The 19,394-nt window shown below is 65.7% G+C and carries 22 protein-coding genes and 1 riboswitch; of the genes, 5 read left to right on the top strand and 17 right to left on the bottom strand.

The features are described from left to right. Positions 1-42 precede the first annotated feature (42 nt). The gene (locus E4K64_RS06855; protein WP_135162805.1) at positions 43-810 is read right to left on the bottom strand and encodes an SDR family NAD(P)-dependent oxidoreductase; all 768 of its coding nucleotides are present in this window, start codon (positions 808-810) and stop codon (positions 43-45) included. Positions 811-921: 111 nt separating this feature from the next. Here E4K64_RS06855 and E4K64_RS06860 point away from each other — a divergent pair, with 111 nt between their 5' ends. After that, a complete protein-coding gene (locus tag E4K64_RS06860; RefSeq protein WP_135162807.1) occupies positions 922-1,407 on the top strand; it encodes a J domain-containing protein in 486 nt (161 codons plus the stop codon). A gap of 214 nt (positions 1,408-1,621) precedes the next feature. On the opposite strand, the gene E4K64_RS06865 is transcribed toward E4K64_RS06860, so the two are convergent. The 3 genes from E4K64_RS06865 to E4K64_RS06875 form a co-directional block, all read right to left on the bottom strand. Further along, on the bottom strand, positions 1,622-1,873 hold the full coding sequence (locus E4K64_RS06865; RefSeq protein ID WP_135162808.1) for a hypothetical protein: 252 nt from the start codon (positions 1,871-1,873) through the stop codon (positions 1,622-1,624). A 240-nt stretch (positions 1,874-2,113) separates the two neighbouring features. After that, entirely contained in the window at positions 2,114-2,374 is a 261-nt protein-coding gene (locus E4K64_RS06870) for a hypothetical protein (protein WP_135162810.1), read from the bottom strand. A 113-nt stretch (positions 2,375-2,487) separates the two neighbouring features. Then, on the bottom strand, positions 2,488-2,874 hold the full coding sequence (locus E4K64_RS06875) for a RidA family protein (protein WP_126255215.1): 387 nt from the start codon (positions 2,872-2,874) through the stop codon (positions 2,488-2,490). 446 nt (positions 2,875-3,320) lie between these two features. Between E4K64_RS06875 and E4K64_RS06880 the strand changes: the two genes are divergently transcribed. Then, positions 3,321-3,755 (top strand): hypothetical protein, encoded by a 435-nt coding sequence (locus tag E4K64_RS06880; RefSeq protein WP_135162811.1) that lies wholly within the window; start codon positions 3,321-3,323, stop codon positions 3,753-3,755. Between the two features lie 111 nt (positions 3,756-3,866). On the opposite strand, the gene E4K64_RS06885 is transcribed toward E4K64_RS06880, so the two are convergent. Next, entirely contained in the window at positions 3,867-4,379 is a 513-nt protein-coding gene (locus E4K64_RS06885) for a mismatch-specific DNA-glycosylase (protein ID WP_135162813.1), read from the bottom strand. Between the two features lie 144 nt (positions 4,380-4,523). On the opposite strand from E4K64_RS06885, the gene E4K64_RS06890 reads away from it, so the two are divergent. Then, positions 4,524-5,009: a DUF4262 domain-containing protein gene (locus E4K64_RS06890; protein ID WP_135162814.1), complete on the top strand. Its 486-nt coding sequence runs from the start codon at positions 4,524-4,526 to the stop codon at positions 5,007-5,009. A gap of 88 nt (positions 5,010-5,097) precedes the next feature. Here E4K64_RS06890 and thiC read toward each other — a convergent pair whose 3' ends face one another. The 6 genes from thiC to E4K64_RS06920 form a co-directional block, all read right to left on the bottom strand. Next, entirely contained in the window at positions 5,098-6,996 is a 1,899-nt protein-coding gene (gene thiC, locus E4K64_RS06895) for a phosphomethylpyrimidine synthase ThiC (RefSeq protein ID WP_135162816.1), read from the bottom strand. Positions 6,997-7,176: 180 nt separating this feature from the next. Further along, positions 7,177-7,785: a thiamine phosphate synthase gene (locus E4K64_RS06900; RefSeq protein WP_135162818.1), complete on the bottom strand. Its 609-nt coding sequence runs from the start codon at positions 7,783-7,785 to the stop codon at positions 7,177-7,179. After that, positions 7,772-8,554: a thiazole synthase gene (locus tag E4K64_RS06905; protein ID WP_135162819.1), complete on the bottom strand. Its 783-nt coding sequence runs from the start codon at positions 8,552-8,554 to the stop codon at positions 7,772-7,774. Before E4K64_RS06905 ends, E4K64_RS06900 begins: the two co-directional genes overlap by 14 nt. Before the next feature lie 172 nt (positions 8,555-8,726). Then, positions 8,727-8,924, bottom strand: a complete 198-nt coding sequence (gene thiS, locus E4K64_RS06910) for a sulfur carrier protein ThiS (RefSeq protein WP_126255223.1) — start codon at positions 8,922-8,924, stop codon at positions 8,727-8,729. A gap of 7 nt (positions 8,925-8,931) precedes the next feature. After that, the gene (locus tag E4K64_RS06915) at positions 8,932-9,954 is read right to left on the bottom strand and encodes an FAD-dependent oxidoreductase (protein ID WP_135162821.1); all 1,023 of its coding nucleotides are present in this window, start codon (positions 9,952-9,954) and stop codon (positions 8,932-8,934) included. After that, positions 9,942-10,070: riboswitch (TPP riboswitch) on the bottom strand. (Overlaps the previous gene by 13 nt.) A 178-nt stretch (positions 10,071-10,248) precedes the next feature. Then, positions 10,249-10,797 (bottom strand): lytic transglycosylase domain-containing protein, encoded by a 549-nt coding sequence (locus E4K64_RS06920; RefSeq protein ID WP_135162823.1) that lies wholly within the window; start codon positions 10,795-10,797, stop codon positions 10,249-10,251. A 237-nt stretch (positions 10,798-11,034) separates the two neighbouring features. Between E4K64_RS06920 and E4K64_RS06925 the strand changes: the two genes are divergently transcribed. Continuing rightward, positions 11,035-11,235 carry a hypothetical protein gene (locus tag E4K64_RS06925; RefSeq protein WP_135162824.1) on the top strand — a complete coding sequence of 67 codons (201 nt, stop codon included), beginning with the start codon at positions 11,035-11,037 and terminating at the stop codon, positions 11,233-11,235. Positions 11,236-11,400: 165 nt separating this feature from the next. Here E4K64_RS06925 and E4K64_RS06930 read toward each other — a convergent pair whose 3' ends face one another. Both E4K64_RS06930 and E4K64_RS06935 read right to left on the bottom strand, forming a co-directional pair. Further along, entirely contained in the window at positions 11,401-12,723 is a 1,323-nt protein-coding gene (locus E4K64_RS06930) for an ATP-binding protein (RefSeq protein WP_135162826.1), read from the bottom strand. 14 nt (positions 12,724-12,737) lie between these two features. Next, a complete protein-coding gene (locus E4K64_RS06935; protein ID WP_135162827.1) occupies positions 12,738-13,538 on the bottom strand; it encodes a response regulator in 801 nt (266 codons plus the stop codon). Positions 13,539-13,947: 409 nt separating this feature from the next. Here E4K64_RS06935 and E4K64_RS06940 point away from each other — a divergent pair, with 409 nt between their 5' ends. Then, the gene (locus E4K64_RS06940; protein WP_135162829.1) at positions 13,948-14,475 is read left to right on the top strand and encodes a PRC-barrel domain-containing protein; all 528 of its coding nucleotides are present in this window, start codon (positions 13,948-13,950) and stop codon (positions 14,473-14,475) included. A gap of 108 nt (positions 14,476-14,583) precedes the next feature. Here E4K64_RS06940 and E4K64_RS06945 read toward each other — a convergent pair whose 3' ends face one another. The 4 genes from E4K64_RS06945 to E4K64_RS06960 form a co-directional block, all read right to left on the bottom strand. Beyond that, entirely contained in the window at positions 14,584-15,411 is an 828-nt protein-coding gene (locus tag E4K64_RS06945) for an ABC transporter permease (RefSeq protein WP_164718322.1), read from the bottom strand. Further along, positions 15,408-16,670 carry an ABC transporter permease gene (locus E4K64_RS06950; protein WP_135162831.1) on the bottom strand — a complete coding sequence of 421 codons (1,263 nt, stop codon included), beginning with the start codon at positions 16,668-16,670 and terminating at the stop codon, positions 15,408-15,410. The genes E4K64_RS06945 and E4K64_RS06950 overlap by 4 nt, the downstream gene beginning before the upstream one ends. A 215-nt stretch (positions 16,671-16,885) precedes the next feature. Then, the gene (locus E4K64_RS06955; protein ID WP_135162832.1) at positions 16,886-17,944 is read right to left on the bottom strand and encodes an ABC transporter substrate-binding protein; all 1,059 of its coding nucleotides are present in this window, start codon (positions 17,942-17,944) and stop codon (positions 16,886-16,888) included. A gap of 65 nt (positions 17,945-18,009) precedes the next feature. Next, the gene (locus E4K64_RS06960; RefSeq protein WP_135162834.1) at positions 18,010-19,119 is read right to left on the bottom strand and encodes an ABC transporter ATP-binding protein; all 1,110 of its coding nucleotides are present in this window, start codon (positions 19,117-19,119) and stop codon (positions 18,010-18,012) included. Positions 19,120-19,394 lie beyond the last annotated feature (275 nt).

Raw genomic sequence — 19,394 nt, forward strand, 5'->3', positions numbered from 1 at the left:
TCGCGGGTGATGACACCGTGTATGTGGTGAAAGCGTTCTCCGTCACACCGTCCGATAGCCGCCGTCCACCATCACGATCGTTCCGGTGACGAAGGCCGACAGGTCCGAGGCGAGGAAGAGCGCGGGTCCGACGATATCCTCGGGCTTGCCGGTGCGCGCCAGCGGGGTGTGGTCGACGAAGGCCTGCACCAGCGCCGGATTGGTGGCGCGCACATTGGCGTTGATGTTGGTCTCGATGAATCCCGGCCCGATCGCGTTGACGCGCACGCCCTCCTTGCCGAGCTCGACCGCGAGCGCCTTGGTGAAGCCGAGCACGCCGTGCTTCGAGGTGGTGTAGGCCGCCGAGCTCGGCGTGCGCAGATGCACGAAGGACTGGATCGAGCCGATATTGACGATGCGGCCCTTGCTGGCCCGCAAGGGGGCGAGGAACGCCTGCGTCATGTTGAAGACGCCGTTGAGGTTGAGCGCGATGATGTCGTTCCAGTCCTTCGCCACCGTCTCGGTCTCGGCGGTGAAGGCGTTGCGGCGGGTGATGCCGGCATTGTTGACGAGGATCGAGACCTGCCCGACCTTGCCCTCGACCTGCTTGGCCAGCGCGAAGCAATCCTCGCGCCTGGTGACGTCGAGTGCAAAGCTCTCGGCCTTGCCGCCCGATTTTCGGATCTCCTGCGCGGCCTCCGCGACGGTCTCGGCGTTGACGTCGAGCAGCACCACCTGCGCGCCCTCGCGCGCATAGCCGGCGGCGATGGCGCGGCCGATGCCGGAACCGGCGCCCGTGACGACGGCGACGTGGTTTGCAAGCAATGCCATGACATTTTCCTCCCGATTTCGTTTACAAGTTTCACGAAACGCTAACTCGAAATTAAGGGGTCGGAAACGGCAGCCTTGGCATACTGATCTTGGTTGCTAAACGTTGCGCGCATGATGGAACGGCTCGACTCCTGGAAACTCGCCCTTGAACGGCTGCGGTCGGCGCCATCCGCCGACTTCGCCGAGGCGGGCCGGCTCGTGGCCGAGATCGCGCGGTCGAGCGTCGACGCCACGCTGCGTCAGGCGGCGGAGCAGGCGCTTCCGGTGCTGCGCCAGGCGGTCGACAATGACGATCACGGCGTCACGCTGGCGGCGCAGCGCCGTCTCGGCGTGGTGCTCGAGGTCGTCCATGATCTGACCGCGCCGCGCTTCGGCCGCCGCAACGCCATGCCGAAGCAGATGTCCAGGGAGGACCGCGCGCGCAAGGTGCTCGGCCTGCCGCTCGCGGTGCAGCTGACCTGCGAGGACATCAACCAGGCCTATCGCCGCGCGGCCAAGGGCATGCATCCCGACCAGGGCGGCAGCGCGCAAGCCTTCATCGACCTCGCCGCCGCGCGCGATCTCCTGATCCATCCCGGCGCGCACAAGGACGCGTGAGCGTGCTTGGCGATATCTCGTAGGGTGGGCAAAGGCGCGACGCGCCGTGCCCACCATGTTCGTCACGAGAGGCATTCGTGGGCACGCTTCCGCCTTCGCTCTACGAGCTACGGCGGACAAGTCGCTTTGCCCACCCAACGACATCTCGGAAATCAAACCGGGCAAGGACGCATGCCCGCGTCCTTGCCCGGCTCTTCGTCCGCCGATCGAATTCTTACCAGGTGCAGCTGCCGCTCTTGAGCGCGGCGTCCTTCACCGCGAGCGCGTCGATGAAGGTCGGTACGCTTGCACTGGCGCGATGATAGCCGGCCGGCCACGGCGTGGTCGGGATGCTCTCGTCCCAGATCTGGCAGAAGCCGGTGTCCTGCCAGCGGATCAGGTGATAGCTGGCCTCGGCGGGGCTCGCCGCGACGAAGGCGGTGACGGCGAGGCCGGCGGCAGCGCACAGCAGGGAAATACGACGCATGATCAGCTCCTCAAATGAATGATGTGATGCGCCTCCCGGCAATGACGGGGAGGGCTGGTGCCGGACGCTCTTGGTGGATGCGCCCCGGACAAGATGTGAGTAGTTCCGCCTGCCGATCAGGTTCAACGAACGCGCGCGGGAGATGGCCGGTATCGGACGAAAATGCGCGGGTCCCGCAAAAGGAAAAGGGCGGACCGCCCGCGCGATCCGCCCTTGAGATCCGCGTCTGTCGCGGCGAGCCTAGAGCGTGCAGCGGCGCTCGCCGCGCAACTTGATCTGGAGGTCGGACGCCTGCTGGAAGGTCGGGACCGGCTTGCTGACGACCTTGTAGGTCGACACGCCCCATTGGAACGGCTTGACCTGCAGGTCCTCGTTCCAGACCTGGCAGATGCCGGTGTTGTCCCAGCGGATCACGTAATAGCCGATCTTGGCGGACGCGGGCACGGCGAACACGGAACTAAAAATTCCGGCAACGGCACAGAGGGCGAGAACGCGACGCATGAAATATCTCCTGAAGGGAAGGTGAGAGCAAAACTGGTGCGGCAAAACAGTGCGGCTGGCAAGCCGGGCGGCGGTCGATCACAGATATGTCAGCCGGGCGCCCGCCGTTCGGGCTAGCCCTTCGCCAGCGAGGCCACCGCCTCGATCTCGATCAGCATCTTCGGATCGGGCAGCGCCTGCACCACGCAGGTGGTGCGCGCCGGGTAGGGCGGCGGGCCGAAGGCGCCGGCATAGAGCGCGTTCATGGCGGCGACGTCGGAGCCGCGGGTCAAGAGCACGTTGACCTTGGCGAGGTCGCGGAAGGTGGCGCCGGCCTCGTCCAGCACGCGCTTGATGTTGACGACGACATTGGCGAACTGCGCCTCGAAACCGTCCGGCAGCGCGCCATGGGCATCGAAGCCGGGAATGCCCGAGATGAACAGGAGATCGCCGACCCGCGTCGCAAAGGACAGCGGCGGCGCCTTGACGTGCGGCGGGGGCGCGAAATGCTGGATCGGCATGGGATCACCTCGGACGGTCGTTGACGCCAGAAGCGTAGCGGCAGGCGCGGGGCGCTCAAACCGAAAAATGCGAAAACAACCCCATGCACAGTAGAAAAAAAGAGGCGTGTCAATGAGTTCGGAAATAAGGAAGTAGACCTTTGACCCGTCGGGCAAAGCGCTGGCACAATGGCGGCAGTGTCGCGGAAGTTCGCCTCTCCCCGCGTGCGGGGAGAGGCCGGAATTTGCGTGAGCAGATTCCGGGTGAGGGGAGCTTCCGCGAGTCCCGCTGTCACCGCTTATGCGGAGAGAGCGCCTCACCCCAGCCCTCTCCCCGCAAGAACGGGGCGAGGGAGCCGACCGGGCGCACCTTGCGCCTCACCCCATCATGTTGCCGCCCCGATCGATCGGGTAGATTCGCCGCGACTGATTCGATTCCCCCTAAAAGACAGCCCCCGGAGACATCCATGAAGCTCGCATCCACCTTCCGCGCCGCGCTGGTCGCCATCGCCGCCCTGGCCGGACTTTCGACCGCGGCAGAGGCCGACAGCGGTTTCGTGACGCTGACGATCTACAAGGCGGGCTGGATCATCGGCGGCTCCGGCGGCTCGGGCGTCCTCAACTTCCGCGGCCGCAATTATGGGCTCTCGACCGGCGGCCTCGACTACGGCCTCGTGTTCGGCGGCTCCAAGACCGTGCTGCGCGGCCGCGTCAGCAACATCAACCGCCCCTCCGACGTCGCCGGAGTCTACGGCGCCGCCGGTGCCGGCCTTGCCGTCGGCGCCGGCGCCCGCGCCATCGTGCTGACCAACCAGAAGGGCGCGGTGCTGGAGCTGTCGGGCACGCAGGTCGGGTTGATGGCGAACGCCGATCTCAGCGGCCTTGCGATCACGATGCGGTAAAGCGAGCTGCCGTAGGGTGGGCAAAGGCGCGCCTCTCGCGCGCCGTGCCCACGGTTCTGCCGGATCGTGCCGAGAGATGGTGGGCACGGCGCAAGAGCGCCTTTGCCCACCCTACGACTTGATCCACGCCGCCAGCTCCCGCCACGGCTCCAGCGTCCAATGCCCGGAGGCTGCACCCGACGGCGACGGCAGCACGAAGATCTCCGGCCAGCTTTCATCCCGTGCCTGCCGCCCCAGCGCAATCGCGCGCGACGGCCGGCCGTAAAACAAGCTCGCCGCCTTCTTGCTCGTGAACGCGATCGTCCGCGGCCGATATGTTTGCATCTTCGCCCTGAAGCCTGGCACGTCGATCGTCTCCGCCGCGATCTGGTGATCCATCCCCGCGCCCGTCTTGCAGAGATCGGTGAAGCCGATCCCGAGTTCGATCAGGCTAGCGAACTCGCTCGGCTGATAGCGCCGCGGCGTGATCCCGGCCTCATGGAGCGCGCGCCAGAAGCGGTTGCCGGGATGGGCGTAATAGTGCCCGAGCTCGGCCGAGCGCGTCGAGGCGGCGGTGCCGACGAAGACGAGGCGGAGGTTGGGATGGAGCTGGTCGGGGAGCCGGTGGGAGGTGGTATCAGACAAGTTGCGGGTCCGTGGCGTGGAACTGGCAGTTAAAGCTGTCGTGCGTTTCGTTCGCCCCACGAGTGTTCTATCTATCCTTCACGCTGTTGCGGTAGGTTGGGCAAGATGCGTGAGGCATGCCCGCCAGCCTCATCGGGGTAAAGGATGCAAGATCAATTCGATTGGCCCGAGCCAGAGCACGAAGCGGACAAGGTCATTCTTCGCAACGTCCGCGATTTTGGTTGTCATATCGTTGGCATCCCTGGCGCCAGTCCACCATTTGCCTTTTCAATTGGCCTGTATCTGAACTATGGCCACCCCGAGCTCATCATGTTCGGCCAGAGTTCCGAAAATGCGTCGGCCATCATCAATCTCATTCGCGATCGGGTGGCGTCTGGTCAGAAATTCGCCGACGGCGACATTTCCGACGACATGCTGGAGAACGACTACAAGCTCGGCTTCTGGCAGGTGCCGTTCGCGGCCTATCCCGAGTATCTCGGCACCGCGATCTGGTTCTACTGGAAATCCCGGCTCGCATTCCCCTGTCTCCAGGTCATCTGGCAGGACGTCGATCGGCGTTTCCCTTGGGAAGCGGAATGCTCGTCCGCTGTCAAAGGGCAGCAGCCATTGTTGAAGAACATGGTTCTTTGAAGCGACGTCTCGCAAAAAAGCCGGGCTGTCCGCCCGGCCTTCTAGATGGATGCCCGGGTCAAGCCCGGGCATGAAGAACGGAGGGCCCTCACAACACCCGATTACTCTCCTTCACCTTCTCCGCATCGAGATACACGCTTGAGCCCATCTCCTTGAACTTCGCGCTCATCTTGGCCATGCCGTCTTCGGCGGTGCCGGCCATCGACATGCCGACGCTGTTCGGATCGTTCAGCGTCGCCGCGTAGTCGCGCACGTCCTGGGTGATCTTCATCGAGCAGAACTTTGGGCCGCACATCGAGCAGAAATGGGCGACCTTGTGGGCTTCCTTCGGCAGGGTCTCGTCGTGGTAGCTCTTCGCGGTGTCGGGGTCGAGGCCGAGGTTGAACTGGTCGGTCCAGCGGAATTCGAACCGGGCGCGGGAGAGCGCGTCGTCGCGCAGTTGCGCGGCGGGGTGGCCCTTGGCGAGGTCGGCGGCGTGGGCGGCGATCTTGTAGGTGATCACGCCCGTTTTCACGTCGTTGCGGTCGGGCAGGCCGAGATGCTCCTTTGGCGTGACGTAGCAGAGCATGGCGCAGCCGAACCAGCCGATCATGGCAGCGCCAATGCCCGACGTGATGTGGTCATAACCCGGCGCGATGTCGGTGGTCAGCGGTCCCAGCGTGTAGAACGGCGCCTCGCCGCACTCCTTGAGCTGCTTGTCCATGTTGATCTTGATCTTGTGCATCGGCACGTGGCCGGGGCCTTCGATCATGACCTGGCAGCCCTTGTCCCACGCAATCTTGGTGAGCTCGCCGAGCGTCTCCAGCTCCGCGAACTGCGCGCGGTCGTTGGCGTCGGCGATGGAGCCCGGACGGAGGCCGTCGCCGAGCGAGAACGAGACGTCATACTTGCGCATGAGGTCGCAGATCTCGTCGAAATGCGTATAGAGGAAGCTTTCCTTGTGATGCGCCAGGCACCACTTCGCCATGATCGAGCCGCCGCGCGAGACGATGCCGGTGACGCGGCTGGCGGTGAGGTGGATGTATTGCAGGCGCACGCCGGCGTGGATGGTGAAATAGTCGACGCCCTGCTCGCATTGCTCGATCAGGGTGTCCTTGTAGAGCTCCCAGGTCAGCTTCACCGGATCGCCGTTGCACTTCTCCAGCGCCTGGTAGATCGGCACGGTGCCGATCGGCACCGGCGAGTTGCGCAGAATCCACTCACGCGTGGTGTGGATGTTGCGGCCCGTCGACAAGTCCATCACGGTGTCGGCGCCCCAGCGGATCGCCCACACCATCTTCTCGACCTCCTCCTCGACCGACGAGGTCACCGCGGAGTTGCCGATATTGGCGTTGATCTTGGTCAGGAAGTTGCGGCCGATGATCATCGGCTCGAGTTCGCTGTGATTGATGTTGCAGGGAATGATGGCGCGGCCGCGCGCGATCTCGTCGCGCACGAACTCCGGCGTGATGAAGGCGGGCACGGAGGCGCCGAAGCTCTCGCCGTCGGCGAGCGCGGCTTCCGCGCGCTCGAGCTGCTGCTTGCGGCCGAGATTCTCGCGCGCGGCGACGTAGATCATCTCCTTGGTGACGATGCCGGCGCGGGCGAATTCGAGCTGGGTGATCTTGTGGCCGTCGAGGCCGCGCAAGGGCTTGTGATAGGCCGAGAAGGCGCGCGCGGCCTTGTCGGTGGAGACGCTGCCATTGTCTTCCGGCTTGACCTGGCGGCCCTCATATTCCTCGACGCCGCCGCGCTCCAGCACCCATTGCTTGCGATTGCGCGCAAGGCCGGCGTTGACGTCGATGGTCACGGAGGGGTCGGTGTAGGGGCCCGAGGTGTCGTAGACCGGCAGGTTGGGCTCGCCCGCGCCTTCGGACAGGATGATCTCGCGCAGGGGCACGCGCAGATCGGGCGCGGCGTCGGGGCTCGCGAAGATCTTGCGCGAGGAGGGAAGGGGGCCGGTGGTGACGGCGGGAACGGTCTTGTCGGGATTGGAGCGGATGTTCATGGGATCCTCCTTAATTCGTTAGTTTCGCTGCGCGGGCGTCGATTCCAGCTGTCATCCCCGCGAAAGCGGGGATCCAGTACTCCGAGGCGGTGCGGCCAGAGCCGAGAAGCCGCGGCGTACTGGATCGCCCGGTCAAGCCGGGCGATGACGGCGGAGTATTTAGGGAGAGCCGGACATGCATCACGCCGCCTCCTGCGACAGGCCGAGCCATTGCCGCACGCGGGCGTCCGGGTCGGGGTTCTGCGTGACGTCGCTGACCACCGCGATCGAATCCGCGCCGGCGGCAAAGATCTCCGCGGCGTGCTCGAACTTGATGCCGCCGATGGCGACCAGCGGGATATCGCCGATGCGCTGCTTCCATTCGGTGATCTTCGGAATGCCCTGCGGCTCGAAGCGCATCGATTTGAGTGTGGTGAAGAAGATCGGGCCGAGGGCGACGTAATCGGGCTTGGCTTCGAGCGCGGTTTCAAGCTCGGCATCGTCATGCGTGGAGATGCCAAGTGACAGGCCCGCCTCGCGGATCGCCTTGAGGTCGGCCTCGGCGAGATCCTCCTGGCCGAGATGCAGATATTTGGCGCCGGCGACGATCGCGGCGCGCCAATAATCGTTCACGACCAGCTTGGCTTGCGTGCCCTGGGTGATCGCCAGCGCGTCGGTGACCATCTGCAAGGCCTGGCCGTCGTCAAGCTCCTTGGCGCGCAGCTGGATGGTGCCGACGCCGAGCCTGGTCAGGCGCTCGACCCACGCCAGGCTGTCGACGACGGGATAGAATCGATCAGGATACGGCATGCCAGAACGGGGTCCCAACGACAGGGGTGGAGGGGGAGGCGAAGTCGCGGGCGTTCATCAGCCCGGCCTCGAAGGCGGTGCGGCCGGCCTCGATTCCGAGGCGGAAGGCCTTGGCCATCGCGACCGGGTCCGCGGCCTTTGCGATCGCGGTGTTGAGCAGCACGGCATCAAAGCCGAGCTCCAGCGCCTGCGCCGCGTGGCTGGGCGCGCCCAGGCCGGCATCGACCACCAGCGTGATGTCGGGCAGCCGGTCGCGCATCAGCTTCAGCGCATCGCGATTGGTGATGCCCTTCGCGCTGCCGATCGGCGCTGCCCACGGCATCACCACCCTGCAGCCGGCATCGACCAGGCGGTTGGCGACCGAGAGATCCTCGGTGCAATAGGGGAACACTTCAAAGCCGTCCTTGATCAGGATTGCGGCGGCTTCGACCAGGCCGACGACGTCGGGCTGCAGCGTGTCGTTGTCGGCGATGACCTCGAGCTTGATCCAATTGGTGCCGAACAGCTCACGCGCGAGCTTGGCGGTGGTCACCGCCTCGCGCACGGTGCGGCATCCCGCGGTGTTCGGCAGCACTGTCACGTCGAGCTCGCGGATCAGCTTCCAGAACGCATCCCCGGTCTTGCCGCCCGCGGATTCGCGCCGCAGCGACACCGTGACGATGCTGGCGCCGGAGGCGCGGATCGCTTCCTGCATGATCGCCGGCGAGGGATAGAGCGCGCTGCCGATCAAAAGGCGCGAGGCGAAGGTCTTGCCGTAGAAGGTCACCATGTTGAAGGTGTCTCCTTGAAGGACGGTGTCAGCCCAGATGTTGCTGTCATCCCCGCGAAGGCGGGGATCCAGTACTCCGCGGCAGCGCGGCTAGAAACGTGAAGCCGCGGCGTACTGGATCGCCCGGTCAAGCCGGGCGATGACAGCGGAGTGCTTGGTGAGAGCATCCCGCTCACCCTCCCTGCCGCGGCGTGATGATCTCGATCTCGTCGCCGGCTTTCAAGCTCGTCTCGGCCCAGCGGCTCTTCGGCACGACGTCGTAGTTGAGCGCGATCGCGAAATGGGTGCCCTCGTAGTCGAGCTCGGAGAGCAGCGCATCGACGCTGGCCGCGTTCACCTCGCGCTGCTCGCCGTTGACGATCAAACGCATGGCACGATCACCCGCATTGCATCACCTCATTGTCGATCTGGCCGCGCTCGACATAGGCGAGCGTCAGCTCGGCGAGCGCAGGCGCGATCAGGAAGCCGTGGCGGTAGAGGCCGTTGACGGAGATCGTCCTACCGCGAATGCCGATGCGCGGCAGATTGTCGGGATAAGCGGGACGAAGCCCCGAGCCGAACTCGACGATGCGGGCTTCGCCGAACGCCGGGTGCACGGTGTAGGCTGCGCCCAGGAGCTCCAGCGCGGAGCGGACGCTGACGCCGGTGTCCTCGGACTCGATCGAGGTCGCGCCCAGCATGAACAGATTGTTCTCGCGCGGGATCACGTAGAGCGGCCAGCGCGGATGCATCAGCCGCACCGGGCGCGCAAGCTGCACCTCGGCCGTCTCGATCAGGATCATCTCGCCCTTGACGCCGCGAAGCTCGCTCTGCTCGTCGCGGGCACCGAGGCCGCGGCAGTCGATCACGATGCGGTCAGGGTCCTTGGCGAGATCATTCGCGGTCACGTCGCTTTCGAACTTGATGGTGCCGCCGGCGGCGCGGATGCGCTCATGCAGCTGCGGCAGCACGCGGCGCGGCTCGACATGGCCCTCGGCCGGGAAGAACAGCGCGTCGCGGAAGCGGCCTTCCAGCGATGGCTCGAGCTCGGCGAGGCCGGCGGCGTCGAGCCGGCGGTGGTCCTCGGTCATGCGCGCAAAGCGCTCGAAGTCGTTGCGCTCGCGCGGATGGGCGACGACGAGCGAGCCGTTGAACGGCGTGTCGGGCAGCTCGCGCCGCCAGATGTCGAGGGAGCGCAGCCCCAGGCGGCTGATGATGGGTTCGGCGATTTCCGCCTCGCAATAGGGCGCGAGCATGCCGCCGGCCCAATGGCTGGTGGCGTCCGTCATCGCCTCGTCACCGCGCTCGTGCAAGGTCACGGCATGACCGGCCTGCGCGAACAGCAGGGCCTGCCAAGCTCCCGCGATGCCTGCGCCGATGATGGATACCGGGGAATCCGGTCGCTTGGTCTTCTGCAACATCCCTGTCCCTTCGCCGGCATGACCCGGATCAGGTTCAAAGGGTCACCGCGGTCCTGGGCAGGATTGCCCATTTAGCGGTATCTCAGCTCCTCCTCGGAGCACCCCTCGGAACGGTGCTAATGTAGGACAGTGGGGCGGGGCGGTCAACGCGTGTTGCTGGGAACCCGACGTGCCCCGGACGCAGCGCATCACGCAGTGGTGCGCTGCAGAGCCGGGGCCCATTTGCGGAGAGAGCACTGGGTCCCGGCTCTGCGCAGCAGCGTTGCACGCTGCCGCTTGTCCGGGACACGGGAGTTACTTCGAGGCCTGCGCCCGCGCGTTGCGGACGCGCTGAGCCAGCTTTCGGTGCGGGACGTTGCCGAACATCGGCTGCGGATTGCCGTTCGGCTCGAGCCACGGCTGGCCCATATTGGTCTCGCCGATGTTTGCGACCTGCACGGCTTCCTGCCGCTGGCGCTTGGCGGCGTAGTAATAGCCGCCGGCGAAATAGCGCACGGCGCGGGCGTGGTCGCCATTGGCGGCGCGATAGGCGCCGGCGAGGTATTTCACGGCATAGGTGAGGTTGGTGTTGGGATCGCGCAGGCCGGCGGCGTCGCCGGTGTAGCCGACGCCGCGGGCGGTCGCGAGCTTGATCTGCATCAGGCCGATGGTGCCGCCGCGGCCGACGAGGTGGGGCTGATAGCGGCTCTCGCGCATGATCACGCGGTGCACCAGCGCTTCCGGCACGCCGTTGGCACGGGCGTGGGCCGCGACCATCTCGGCATATTCGGCTTGGCCGGCGAACGCGGCCTGCGGCAATGTCAGTCCGGCCGCGAGCAGCGCGGCAATGCGTAAAATTTTCATCAGATATTCCTGAGGCCCTTGGTGTGACCCGCGCCCGGCCGCCGTTAGGCCTTCCGAACGCGGCGATGATGTGACCAAACGCCGCCAATGGCGATTTTGCGGCGCAGGGCCACTGTGACGACGCAATGGCGGGTTACGGGTTCCCTCAGGCGGATGCCCGCTCGCGGCAGCAAGCCTGTCTATTCGCGCGGGCGCGCGAAAGCGAATAAGAAAACGCTGCAAAACGGGAGAGGTGCCATGACGAAAGCAATCCTCAGCGACACCCCCAGGCAAAATCCCTGTGCCCAGTGCGGCACGCCGATCCCGCGGCCCGACTGGATCGAGCCGGGCGAGGGCCGCGTCTCCTATCTCTGGACCTGCCACGTCTGCAATTATCGCTTCGAGGCGGTGGCGGTCTACGACGAGGCGGCCGTCGAGCACCCGCCGCTCGCGGCGTAGGACGTTCCGCCATGTAGCACGGTCGTCTTCACCTCTCCCCGCTGGGAAGAGGTGAAGCAAGCGCCTAAAGCGCGATGCGATTAGGATGAATCGTCATCGCGCTTTAGGTTGTTGTTTAAGCATGATCGTTTCGGAAAACCGCTGCGCACTTTTCCGGATCATGCATTAGGCGGCGAGCCTGGGCTGCTGCCAGAGCGGCAATTGCATCCGCACGATCAGTCCGTGCGGGACGCGGTCGTGCAGCGACAGCTCGCCGCCATGGGCGAGCGCGATGGCACGCGCGATCGACAGGCCGAGCCCGAAGCCGGTGGATTCGTCCATGGTGCGCGCATCGTCGCCCCGGACGAACGGCTCCAGCACCTCCTGCTTGCGCGCATCCGAAATGCCGGGGCCGTCGTCCTCGACGTCGATGACCAACCTGCTGCCCAAGACGTCGAGGCGGATCGTCACCTCGGCGCCGAAGCGCACCGCGTTCTCGACGAGGTTGGTGACGCCGCGATGCAGATCGTCGGGCCGCGCGGCGGCGGTCGCGGATGCGGGCCCGTCGTAACGCACGACATGGCCCATGTCGCCGAACTGATCGGCGATGAGCTGGAGCGTGCTCGCGATGTCGACCAGCGTCGCGGCCTCGACCTTGCGGTCGTTGCGCAACAGCGACAACACCGATTCCAGCATCGCGCGCATCTGGTCGAGGTCGATCAGCATGCGCTTGCGGTGGCCCTCGTCCTCGATGAACTCGGCACGCAGCCGCAGCCGCGTGATCGGCGTGCGCAGATCGTGGCTGATCGCGGCCAGCATCCTGGTGCGATCCGACATCAGCAGGGCGATCCGCTCGTGCATGCGGTTGAAGGCGCGCGCCACCGAGCGGATCTCTTCCGGACCGCGCTCGGGCAGCGGTTCGGCCCCGCCGTCCAGGCTGAAATTCTCGGCGGCCTTGGCGAATGACGACAGCGGCGCGGCCAGCGCGCGCGCCGCCCACAGGCCGAGCACGGTGACGCAGATGAAGGCGGTCATCAGCGCCATCAGCCAGGGCGCGCCCCAGAACCATGGCCGCGGCCCGCCGTCGACATGCCCGGCGATCATGGTGCCGTCGGGCAATTCGACGCCGATGCGGGATTGGGAGCCGCGCGAGGCAAGCTGGACCGCCTTGTAGCCGCGCCCGAGATGGCGGCGCATCCCGCGCAGGGGCTGATTGTCGCTCTCCTCGACACTTGCGGTGCCAGGGGCGAGCATTTCGATGCCGAGCTTGGGGAAGGCGCGCGCGAGATCGGCGAGGAGGCGCGGGCGCTCGCCGGCCTCGGCCGCGCCGAGCAGCAGCGCGGCATCGGTCAGCTGATGCGCGCCGTCCGGCGGCGCGTCGGAGCGGTCCGGCCGGCTGATCAGGAAGGCGGTGGTGACGACGAGATGGAGCGCGACGGTCGAAGCCAGCACCAGCGCGGCGATCTGCCCGCCGATCCCCTTGAGGTGAAAGAACCCGAACGGCTTCATCGTCGGCGTCCCCGTCAATTGCTCAGGGGCGCTGCGACCGCTTCAGTGCTCGCGGCTTGAGGGCTTGCCGCCTGAAGGCCTGTCGCTTGAAGGTTTGCGACCTGCGTTCGCGGCGTGAACAGATAGCCGCCGGAGCGCACCGTCTTGATGAGGGTGGGATCGGCCGGGTTGGGCTCGATCTTGCGGCGGATGCGGCTGACGAGCACGTCGATGGAGCGCTCGAACGAGCCGGTGTTGCGTCCCTGCGTGAGGTCGAGCAGGCTGTCGCGCGACAGCACGCGGCCCGGCCGTTCGCAGAACGTGCGCAAGAGATCGAATTCGGCGCTGGTCACCGCGACGCGCGCACCTTCCGGATTGCGCAATTCGCGCAGCCGCAGATCGATGTGCCAGCCCTCGAAGGTGAGCGTGGAGGCGCCCTCGATCGAGCTTGCCGCTTGCGCCGCGGCCTGGCGGCGCAGCACCGCGTTGATGCGGGCGAGCAGCTCGCGCGGGTTGAAGGGCTTTGGCAGATAATCGTCCGCGCCCATCTCGAGGCCGACGATGCGGTCGACGTCCTCGCCGCGCGCGGTCAGCATGATGATCGGCGTCTGTCCCTCGGCGCGTACCTTGCGGCACAGGCTGAGGCCGTCCTCGCCGGGCAGCATGACGTCGAGAATGATGAGATCGACGCGGTGATCGGCCATGGCGCGCGACATCTCGCGGCCATCGCTCACGGCGGTGACGTTGCAGGCGTTGTTGCGCAGGTACTTCGCAATCAACGTCCGGGTTTCGCGGTCGTCCTCGACGACGAGGATGTTGGGATTGGGAATGGCCATGCCCTTTGTTTGTCCAAGATTCGGGCCAAATGGCGAGGATTTTTGTTTCGGATTGTTTCTGCCCGGCTTGCCGCAACAGGCCGCAATCGCGCCGTCGCGCAGCGGCAAGCTCTCGTTAAGGCCGTTAACCGTACCGTGGCGTGGTCAGTGGCGAAACCCGCCAAGATCTTCTGATCGACCACAAGAGCTGACCCCGAGCGACGCGGGTCGGCGCGGCTCCTCGCCGCGATCGTGCTTCACCCAGGGCGCACGGTCGTCGGCGGGGAACCGTGCATCGCAATATGTTCCTGAGTGACGCAGGAACAGCCGCGCGTGCGCGCGCGCAACGCGACGAAATTGCGGCGTGCACGGAACTGCGCGTGGTCAGCGCTGTTTTCTCCGCACGAGTTTCGTTGAAGGAGAGGACAACATGATGAAGTCGATCGTCGCCGGTCTTGCCGGCACCGCACTGCTTACGACCGTTGCGTTCGCGCAAGCACCGACCGCCACCACCGACAAGGCGGCGCCTTCCGCCACGACGTCCACGGCTACGACCACGGCGTCCGGCCAGTGGCGTACGTCCAAGATGGACGGCCTGAAGGTCTATAACGAAGCCAACGAGAACATCGGCACCATCAACGACCTGCTGATGGACAAGAACGGCGACATCAAGATCGCCGTGATCGGCGTCGGCGGCTTCCTCGGCCTCGGCGAGCATCTGGTCGCCGTGCCCTACGAGAAGCTGAAGTTCGTCAACGAGGCCGTGGCCTATACCGGCACCGGCACGAACCCGGGCGCCAAGCCCGCGACGACGACGACCACCGGCGCCGCCACCGGCACCGACAAGCCCGCCGCGACCACGACGTCGTCCGCGTCGAAATGGTATCCGGATCACGCCGTGTTCAACGCCAGCAAGGACGAGCTGAAGAACATGCCGCAGTTCAAGTATTCGGAGTAATGGGCTTCTAGCCATCTGAACGAAGCGCGCCCGGTTTTCACCGGGCGCGCTGTCGTGTCGTTTTTTGCGTCGCCCGGCTTGCGGGAAGAGGGAACGATAACCCTCCGCTCAGCCGCCGGCCTTGAGCCGCTCGTTGCGGCGGCGCAGGGCTTCCATGGTGGCGAGGAGGATGACCGACACACTGGTCAGGATCAATGCCGCGGCCGTGATGGTTGGGCTGATGTTCTCGCGAATGCCGCTGAACATCTCGCGCGGCAGGGTGCGCTGCTCGGGCCCCGCCATGAACAGCACGATCACCACCTCGTCGAAGCTGGTCGCGAAGGCGAACAGCGCCCCCGAGGCGAGGCCGGGCAGGATCAGCGGCAGGATCACGCGGCGGAACGCTTCGAGCGGCGAGGCGCCGAGCGAGGCGGCGGCGCGCGCCAGGTTGGTGTCGAAGCTTTGCAGCGTCGCGCCGACCGTGATCACCACGAAGGGCGTCGCCAGCGCGGTGTGGGCCAGGATCAAGCCGAGATAGCTGCCGGTCAGTCCGATCGGCGCAAAGAAGAAATACAGGCCAACCGCGGTGATGACGCCGGGCACGACGACCGGCGACAGCACGAAAGCCAGCACGAGCGGCTTGAACCGGCTCTTCCACTGCGCCAGCCCCAGCGCGGCCAGCGTGCCAAGCACCATCGACAGTGCGGTCGAGGCGACGCCGATGATCACGCTGTTCTTCAGCGCATTCATCCAGCGCGGCGAGGTGATGAAGTCCTCGTACCAGCGCAAGGACAGCCCGGGCAGCGGATAGGTGAGGTAGGAGCCCGAGCTGAAGGACAGCGGCATGATCGCGAGGATCGGCGCGATCAGGAAGACGAACACCAGCGTGGAGACGACGATGGTCGCGGTCCACGCGATGCGTTGGCTGGGCGTGCGCAGGGCGGAATTGTCGCTCAATTCTTCATGCCTCCGGTGACCTGCTGGCCCTGCACCAGCTTGCCGTAGACGAGCGCCAGGAGAATGGTGGCGAGCAGCAGCACGGCACCGAGCGCCGAAGCGAGGCCCCAATTGGCCGTGTCGGTGGTGTAGAGCGCGATGAAATAGCTTATCATCTGGTCGGCGGCGCCGCCGACCAGGGCCGGTGTGATGTAATAGCCGAGCGCCAGGATGAAGACGAGCAGGCTTCCCGCGCCGATCCCCGGCAGGGTCTGAGGCAGGTAGATGCGCAGGAAGGCGGTGACCGGCGGTGCGCCAAGCGAGGCGGCGGCGCGCAAGTAAGCCGGCGAAATCGCCTTCATGCTGCTGTACAGCGGCAGGATCATGAACGGCAGCAGAACGTGGGTCATGGCCACGCAGACGCCGAAACGGTTGTAGATCAGGCGCAGCGGCTCGTCGATGATGCCAAGCCAGTGCAGGCTGTCGTTGACGACGCCCTTGCTCTGCAGCAGCACGATCCAGGCGCAGGTGCGGACCAGAAGCGACGTCCAGAACGGCAGCAGGACGAAGATCATCAGGAGGTTCGATTTACCCTGCGGCAGCGTCGCCAAGAGGTAAGCGACCGGGAAGCCGAGGATCAGGCAGAGGACGGTGACGCTGAGACTGATGACGAAGGTGCGGACGAACAGGCTGCGGTAGATGGCCTGGTCCGGCGGGGCCGCGACGATCGCGCCGTCCACGTTCTGCACGAGATCGAGCGCCGCCAGAAGGTAGAAGCCCGTGATGGGGCCGCTGGCGTCCTTGATCGTCGTCCAGGTGGCGCGTTCGCGCCAGGCCGGATTGATCTTGCTCAGCGTCTCCTTGGCGGTGCCGGGCTCGGGCGCGGCCTTCAGATTGCGGGCGGTGCTGGTCAGGATCGTGCGAAAACCGTTCAGCGCGTAGTTCAACCGCTTCGCCGCGATGGCGATGGTGCCGGCGGCGCGCGCCGCCAGCACGTCGCTTGCCAGTGCTGAATAGGCTTTTTCGTCCGGCAGGTCCTTGCCGTCCCAATCGGCGAGAGCAGCTATGGTTTGAGGCAGAACCTGACGCACCTCCCTGTCATCGACCGCGCGCCACAACATGCCGGCGATGGGCCCGGCGAAGGTGAAGAGCAGGAAGACGAGAAGCGGCGCGACCAGCGCCAATGCCTTGACCTGGCGCGTCCGCTCCGCACGCCTCAATCGGCGCTTGAGCGGCACCTCGGTCTGGGTATTGGCGCCGGTCAGGTACGCTGTCGTCATGGAGAGGGCCTGTTGGAGTGGCCTGGGCAAGCGCCTCGTCCTTCGAGACGACCGCTTCGCGGTCTCCTCAGGATGAGGCTCATCGACATCGCTGCTTGCAAAGTTGCTGCCACAGACTCAGACCTCATCCTGAGGGCCCGCCGCAGGCGGGCGTCTCGAAGGATGCGCCGCGGACGAGTCGTCCGCCACGCATCTCTTACCTATTCGGCAAGGCGCTATTTCGCGGCCCATTTGTTGAAGCGCTCGGTCAGGCGGTCGATGTTCTCGAGCCAGAAGGCGACGTTGATCTCGACCGCGTTCTTGATGTTGTCAGGCGCAGTCGGCAGGTCCTTCAGAACGGCGGGGGCGAGCCTGCCGGCCGCGTCCTTGTTCGAGGTGCCGTAGGCGATGTTCTCCGACAGTTTCGCCTGGTTCTCCGCCTTGCCGACGAAGTCCAGGAACTTGTAGGCGGCGTCCTTGTTCGGACTGCCCTTCAGGATGACCCAGCTGTCGAGCGTGAACAGCGCGCCGTCCCACACCATGCCGAAGTTCTTCTTCTCGTTCTTGTTCGCGGTGTCGATGCGGCCATTGTAGACCGAGGTCATCGCCACCTCGCCGGAGGCGAGCAGTTGCGGCGGCTGGGCGCCGGCCTTCCACCAGACGATGTCGCCCTTGATGGAGTCGAGCTTCTTGAAGGCGCGCTCGACGCCCTCGTCGGTGGCCAGCACCTTGTAGACGTCTTTCGGTGCGACGCCGTCGGCCATCAGCGCGATTTCCAGCGTGGTCTTCGGGCCCTGACGCAGGGCGCGCTTGCCCGGAATCTTCTTGGTGTCGAAGAAGTCGGCCCAGCCCTTCGGGGCTTCCTTCAGCTTGTCCTTGTCGTAGCCGAGCACGAAGTCGTAGAGGATGGCGCCGACGCCGCACGGATTGACCGATGGCGGGATATAGGCGGCCTCGCCGCCGATCTTGGTATAGTCCAGCTTCTCGAACAGCCCTTCCTCGCAGCCGACCGCGAGCTCGTCGCTCTCGACCTGGACGACGTCCCAGGTGGCGGCACCGCCTTGCACCTTGGCGCGCAGCACGCCGACGCCGCCGTCCCAGGACTCGTCGTTCATGGCAATTCCGGCCGCCTTCTTGAACGGCTCGAAGTAGACCTTCTTCTGGGCCTCCTGATAGGCGCCGCCCCACGACACGACGGTGAGGTCACGCGCCTGTGCGACCGTCGCCAGCGCAGCGCTGGCACCGAGCGCCGCGGCGAAACCCAGAGCAATCCTGCCAATCTTGCGCTTCATCATGGTCTTGGTTCCTTCTTCGTGCGAGTTGCGTTGAGGTTGCGTACTTCAAGTCCGCGTGCGTTGGATCAGACCGGATCGAGGGCGAGGCAATCCTCTGGGCGGAAGGTGATGAACACGCTTTTGCCATGTCTCAGGCTGCCATGTGCGCCCGGCTGAAGCTTGACCATGAACTCGCCGTTGCCGGCGACGTCGAGCACGGCCAGCGCGTGGTCGCCAAGATAGATGGTGTTCTGCACCCTCGCCGGCAGGCGGTTTGGTCCGTCGCTGGAGCTGTCGTCCGTGACAATGGCGATCCGCTCCGGCCGCACCGAGAGCGCGGTGGACGCGCCCGCGCCCGAGACGTTGACCGCCCGGGCGGTGACGGCGCCGCCACCGGTCAGCGCGACGCGGCAATAGTCCTTGTCGACCGTCTCGACGGTGCCGGCCAGCACGTTGTTCTCGCCGATGAAATGGGCGACGAAGCTGTTGACCGGGTGCTCGTACAGCGCGTCGGGCTTGTCGATCTGCTGCACGATGCCGTCGTTGAACACGGCGATGCGGTCGGACATGGTGAGCGCTTCGCTCTGATCGTGGGTGACGTAGACGATCGTGATGCCCATCGTCTCGTGCAACTGCTTGATCTCCAGCTGCATCTGCTCGCGCAGGCGCTTGTCGAGGGCGCCGAGCGGCTCGTCCATCAGCACGAGCTGCGGATTGAAGACCAGCGCGCGGGCCAGCGCCACGCGCTGCTGCTGGCCGCCGGACAGCTGTCCGGGCCGCCGGTGCGCCAGGTTTTCCATCTTGATCATGCGCAACGCCGCAGCCACGCGCTCCTGCACGTCCGCCTTGCTCGTTTTGCGAACGGATAGCGGGAAGGCGATGTTCTCGGCGATCGTCAGGTGCGGAAACAAGGCATAGTTCTGGAACACCATGCCGATGTCGCGCTTGTGCGGCGGCATGGTCTTGATCGGCCGGTCAGCGAGATAGATCTCGCCATGGGTCGGCACCTCGAAGCCGGCCAGCATCATCAGCGTGGTCGTCTTGCCCGAGCCCGACGGGCCGAGCAGGGTGATGAACTCGCCCTTCCTGATGTCGAGGTCGAGGTTCTTCACCACGAGGTGCTCGCCATCATAGGTCTTCTGAATGCCGGAAAAGCGCACCAATGCCGGCGCGGGCGTCACCATGCCGGCTTCCATGTTGTCCTCGGCTTGCCGCTACAATGCTTGTCAGCACCTCGTTCGAGGTGGCTGGGGGCAGCTTAGCATCCTCCGATGAGAATGCCAGCGGGCCGACCGATGAAGAGGCGTGCGCTTCCGGCGAGTGTAGGCTATCGCATATGGCCCGGGGCGGCAGCCTGCGCGCGCGCCTCGTCCTTCGAGACGGCGCTTACGCGCCTCCTCAGGATGAGGCTAATCGGCGTGAGTGCCCTTTTGAAACTGCTGCCCCTCGCTCCGTCCTCATCCTGAGGAGC

It is taken from the genome of Bradyrhizobium frederickii, assembly GCF_004570865.1.
GTDB lineage: Bacteria > Pseudomonadota > Alphaproteobacteria > Rhizobiales > Xanthobacteraceae > Bradyrhizobium > Bradyrhizobium frederickii.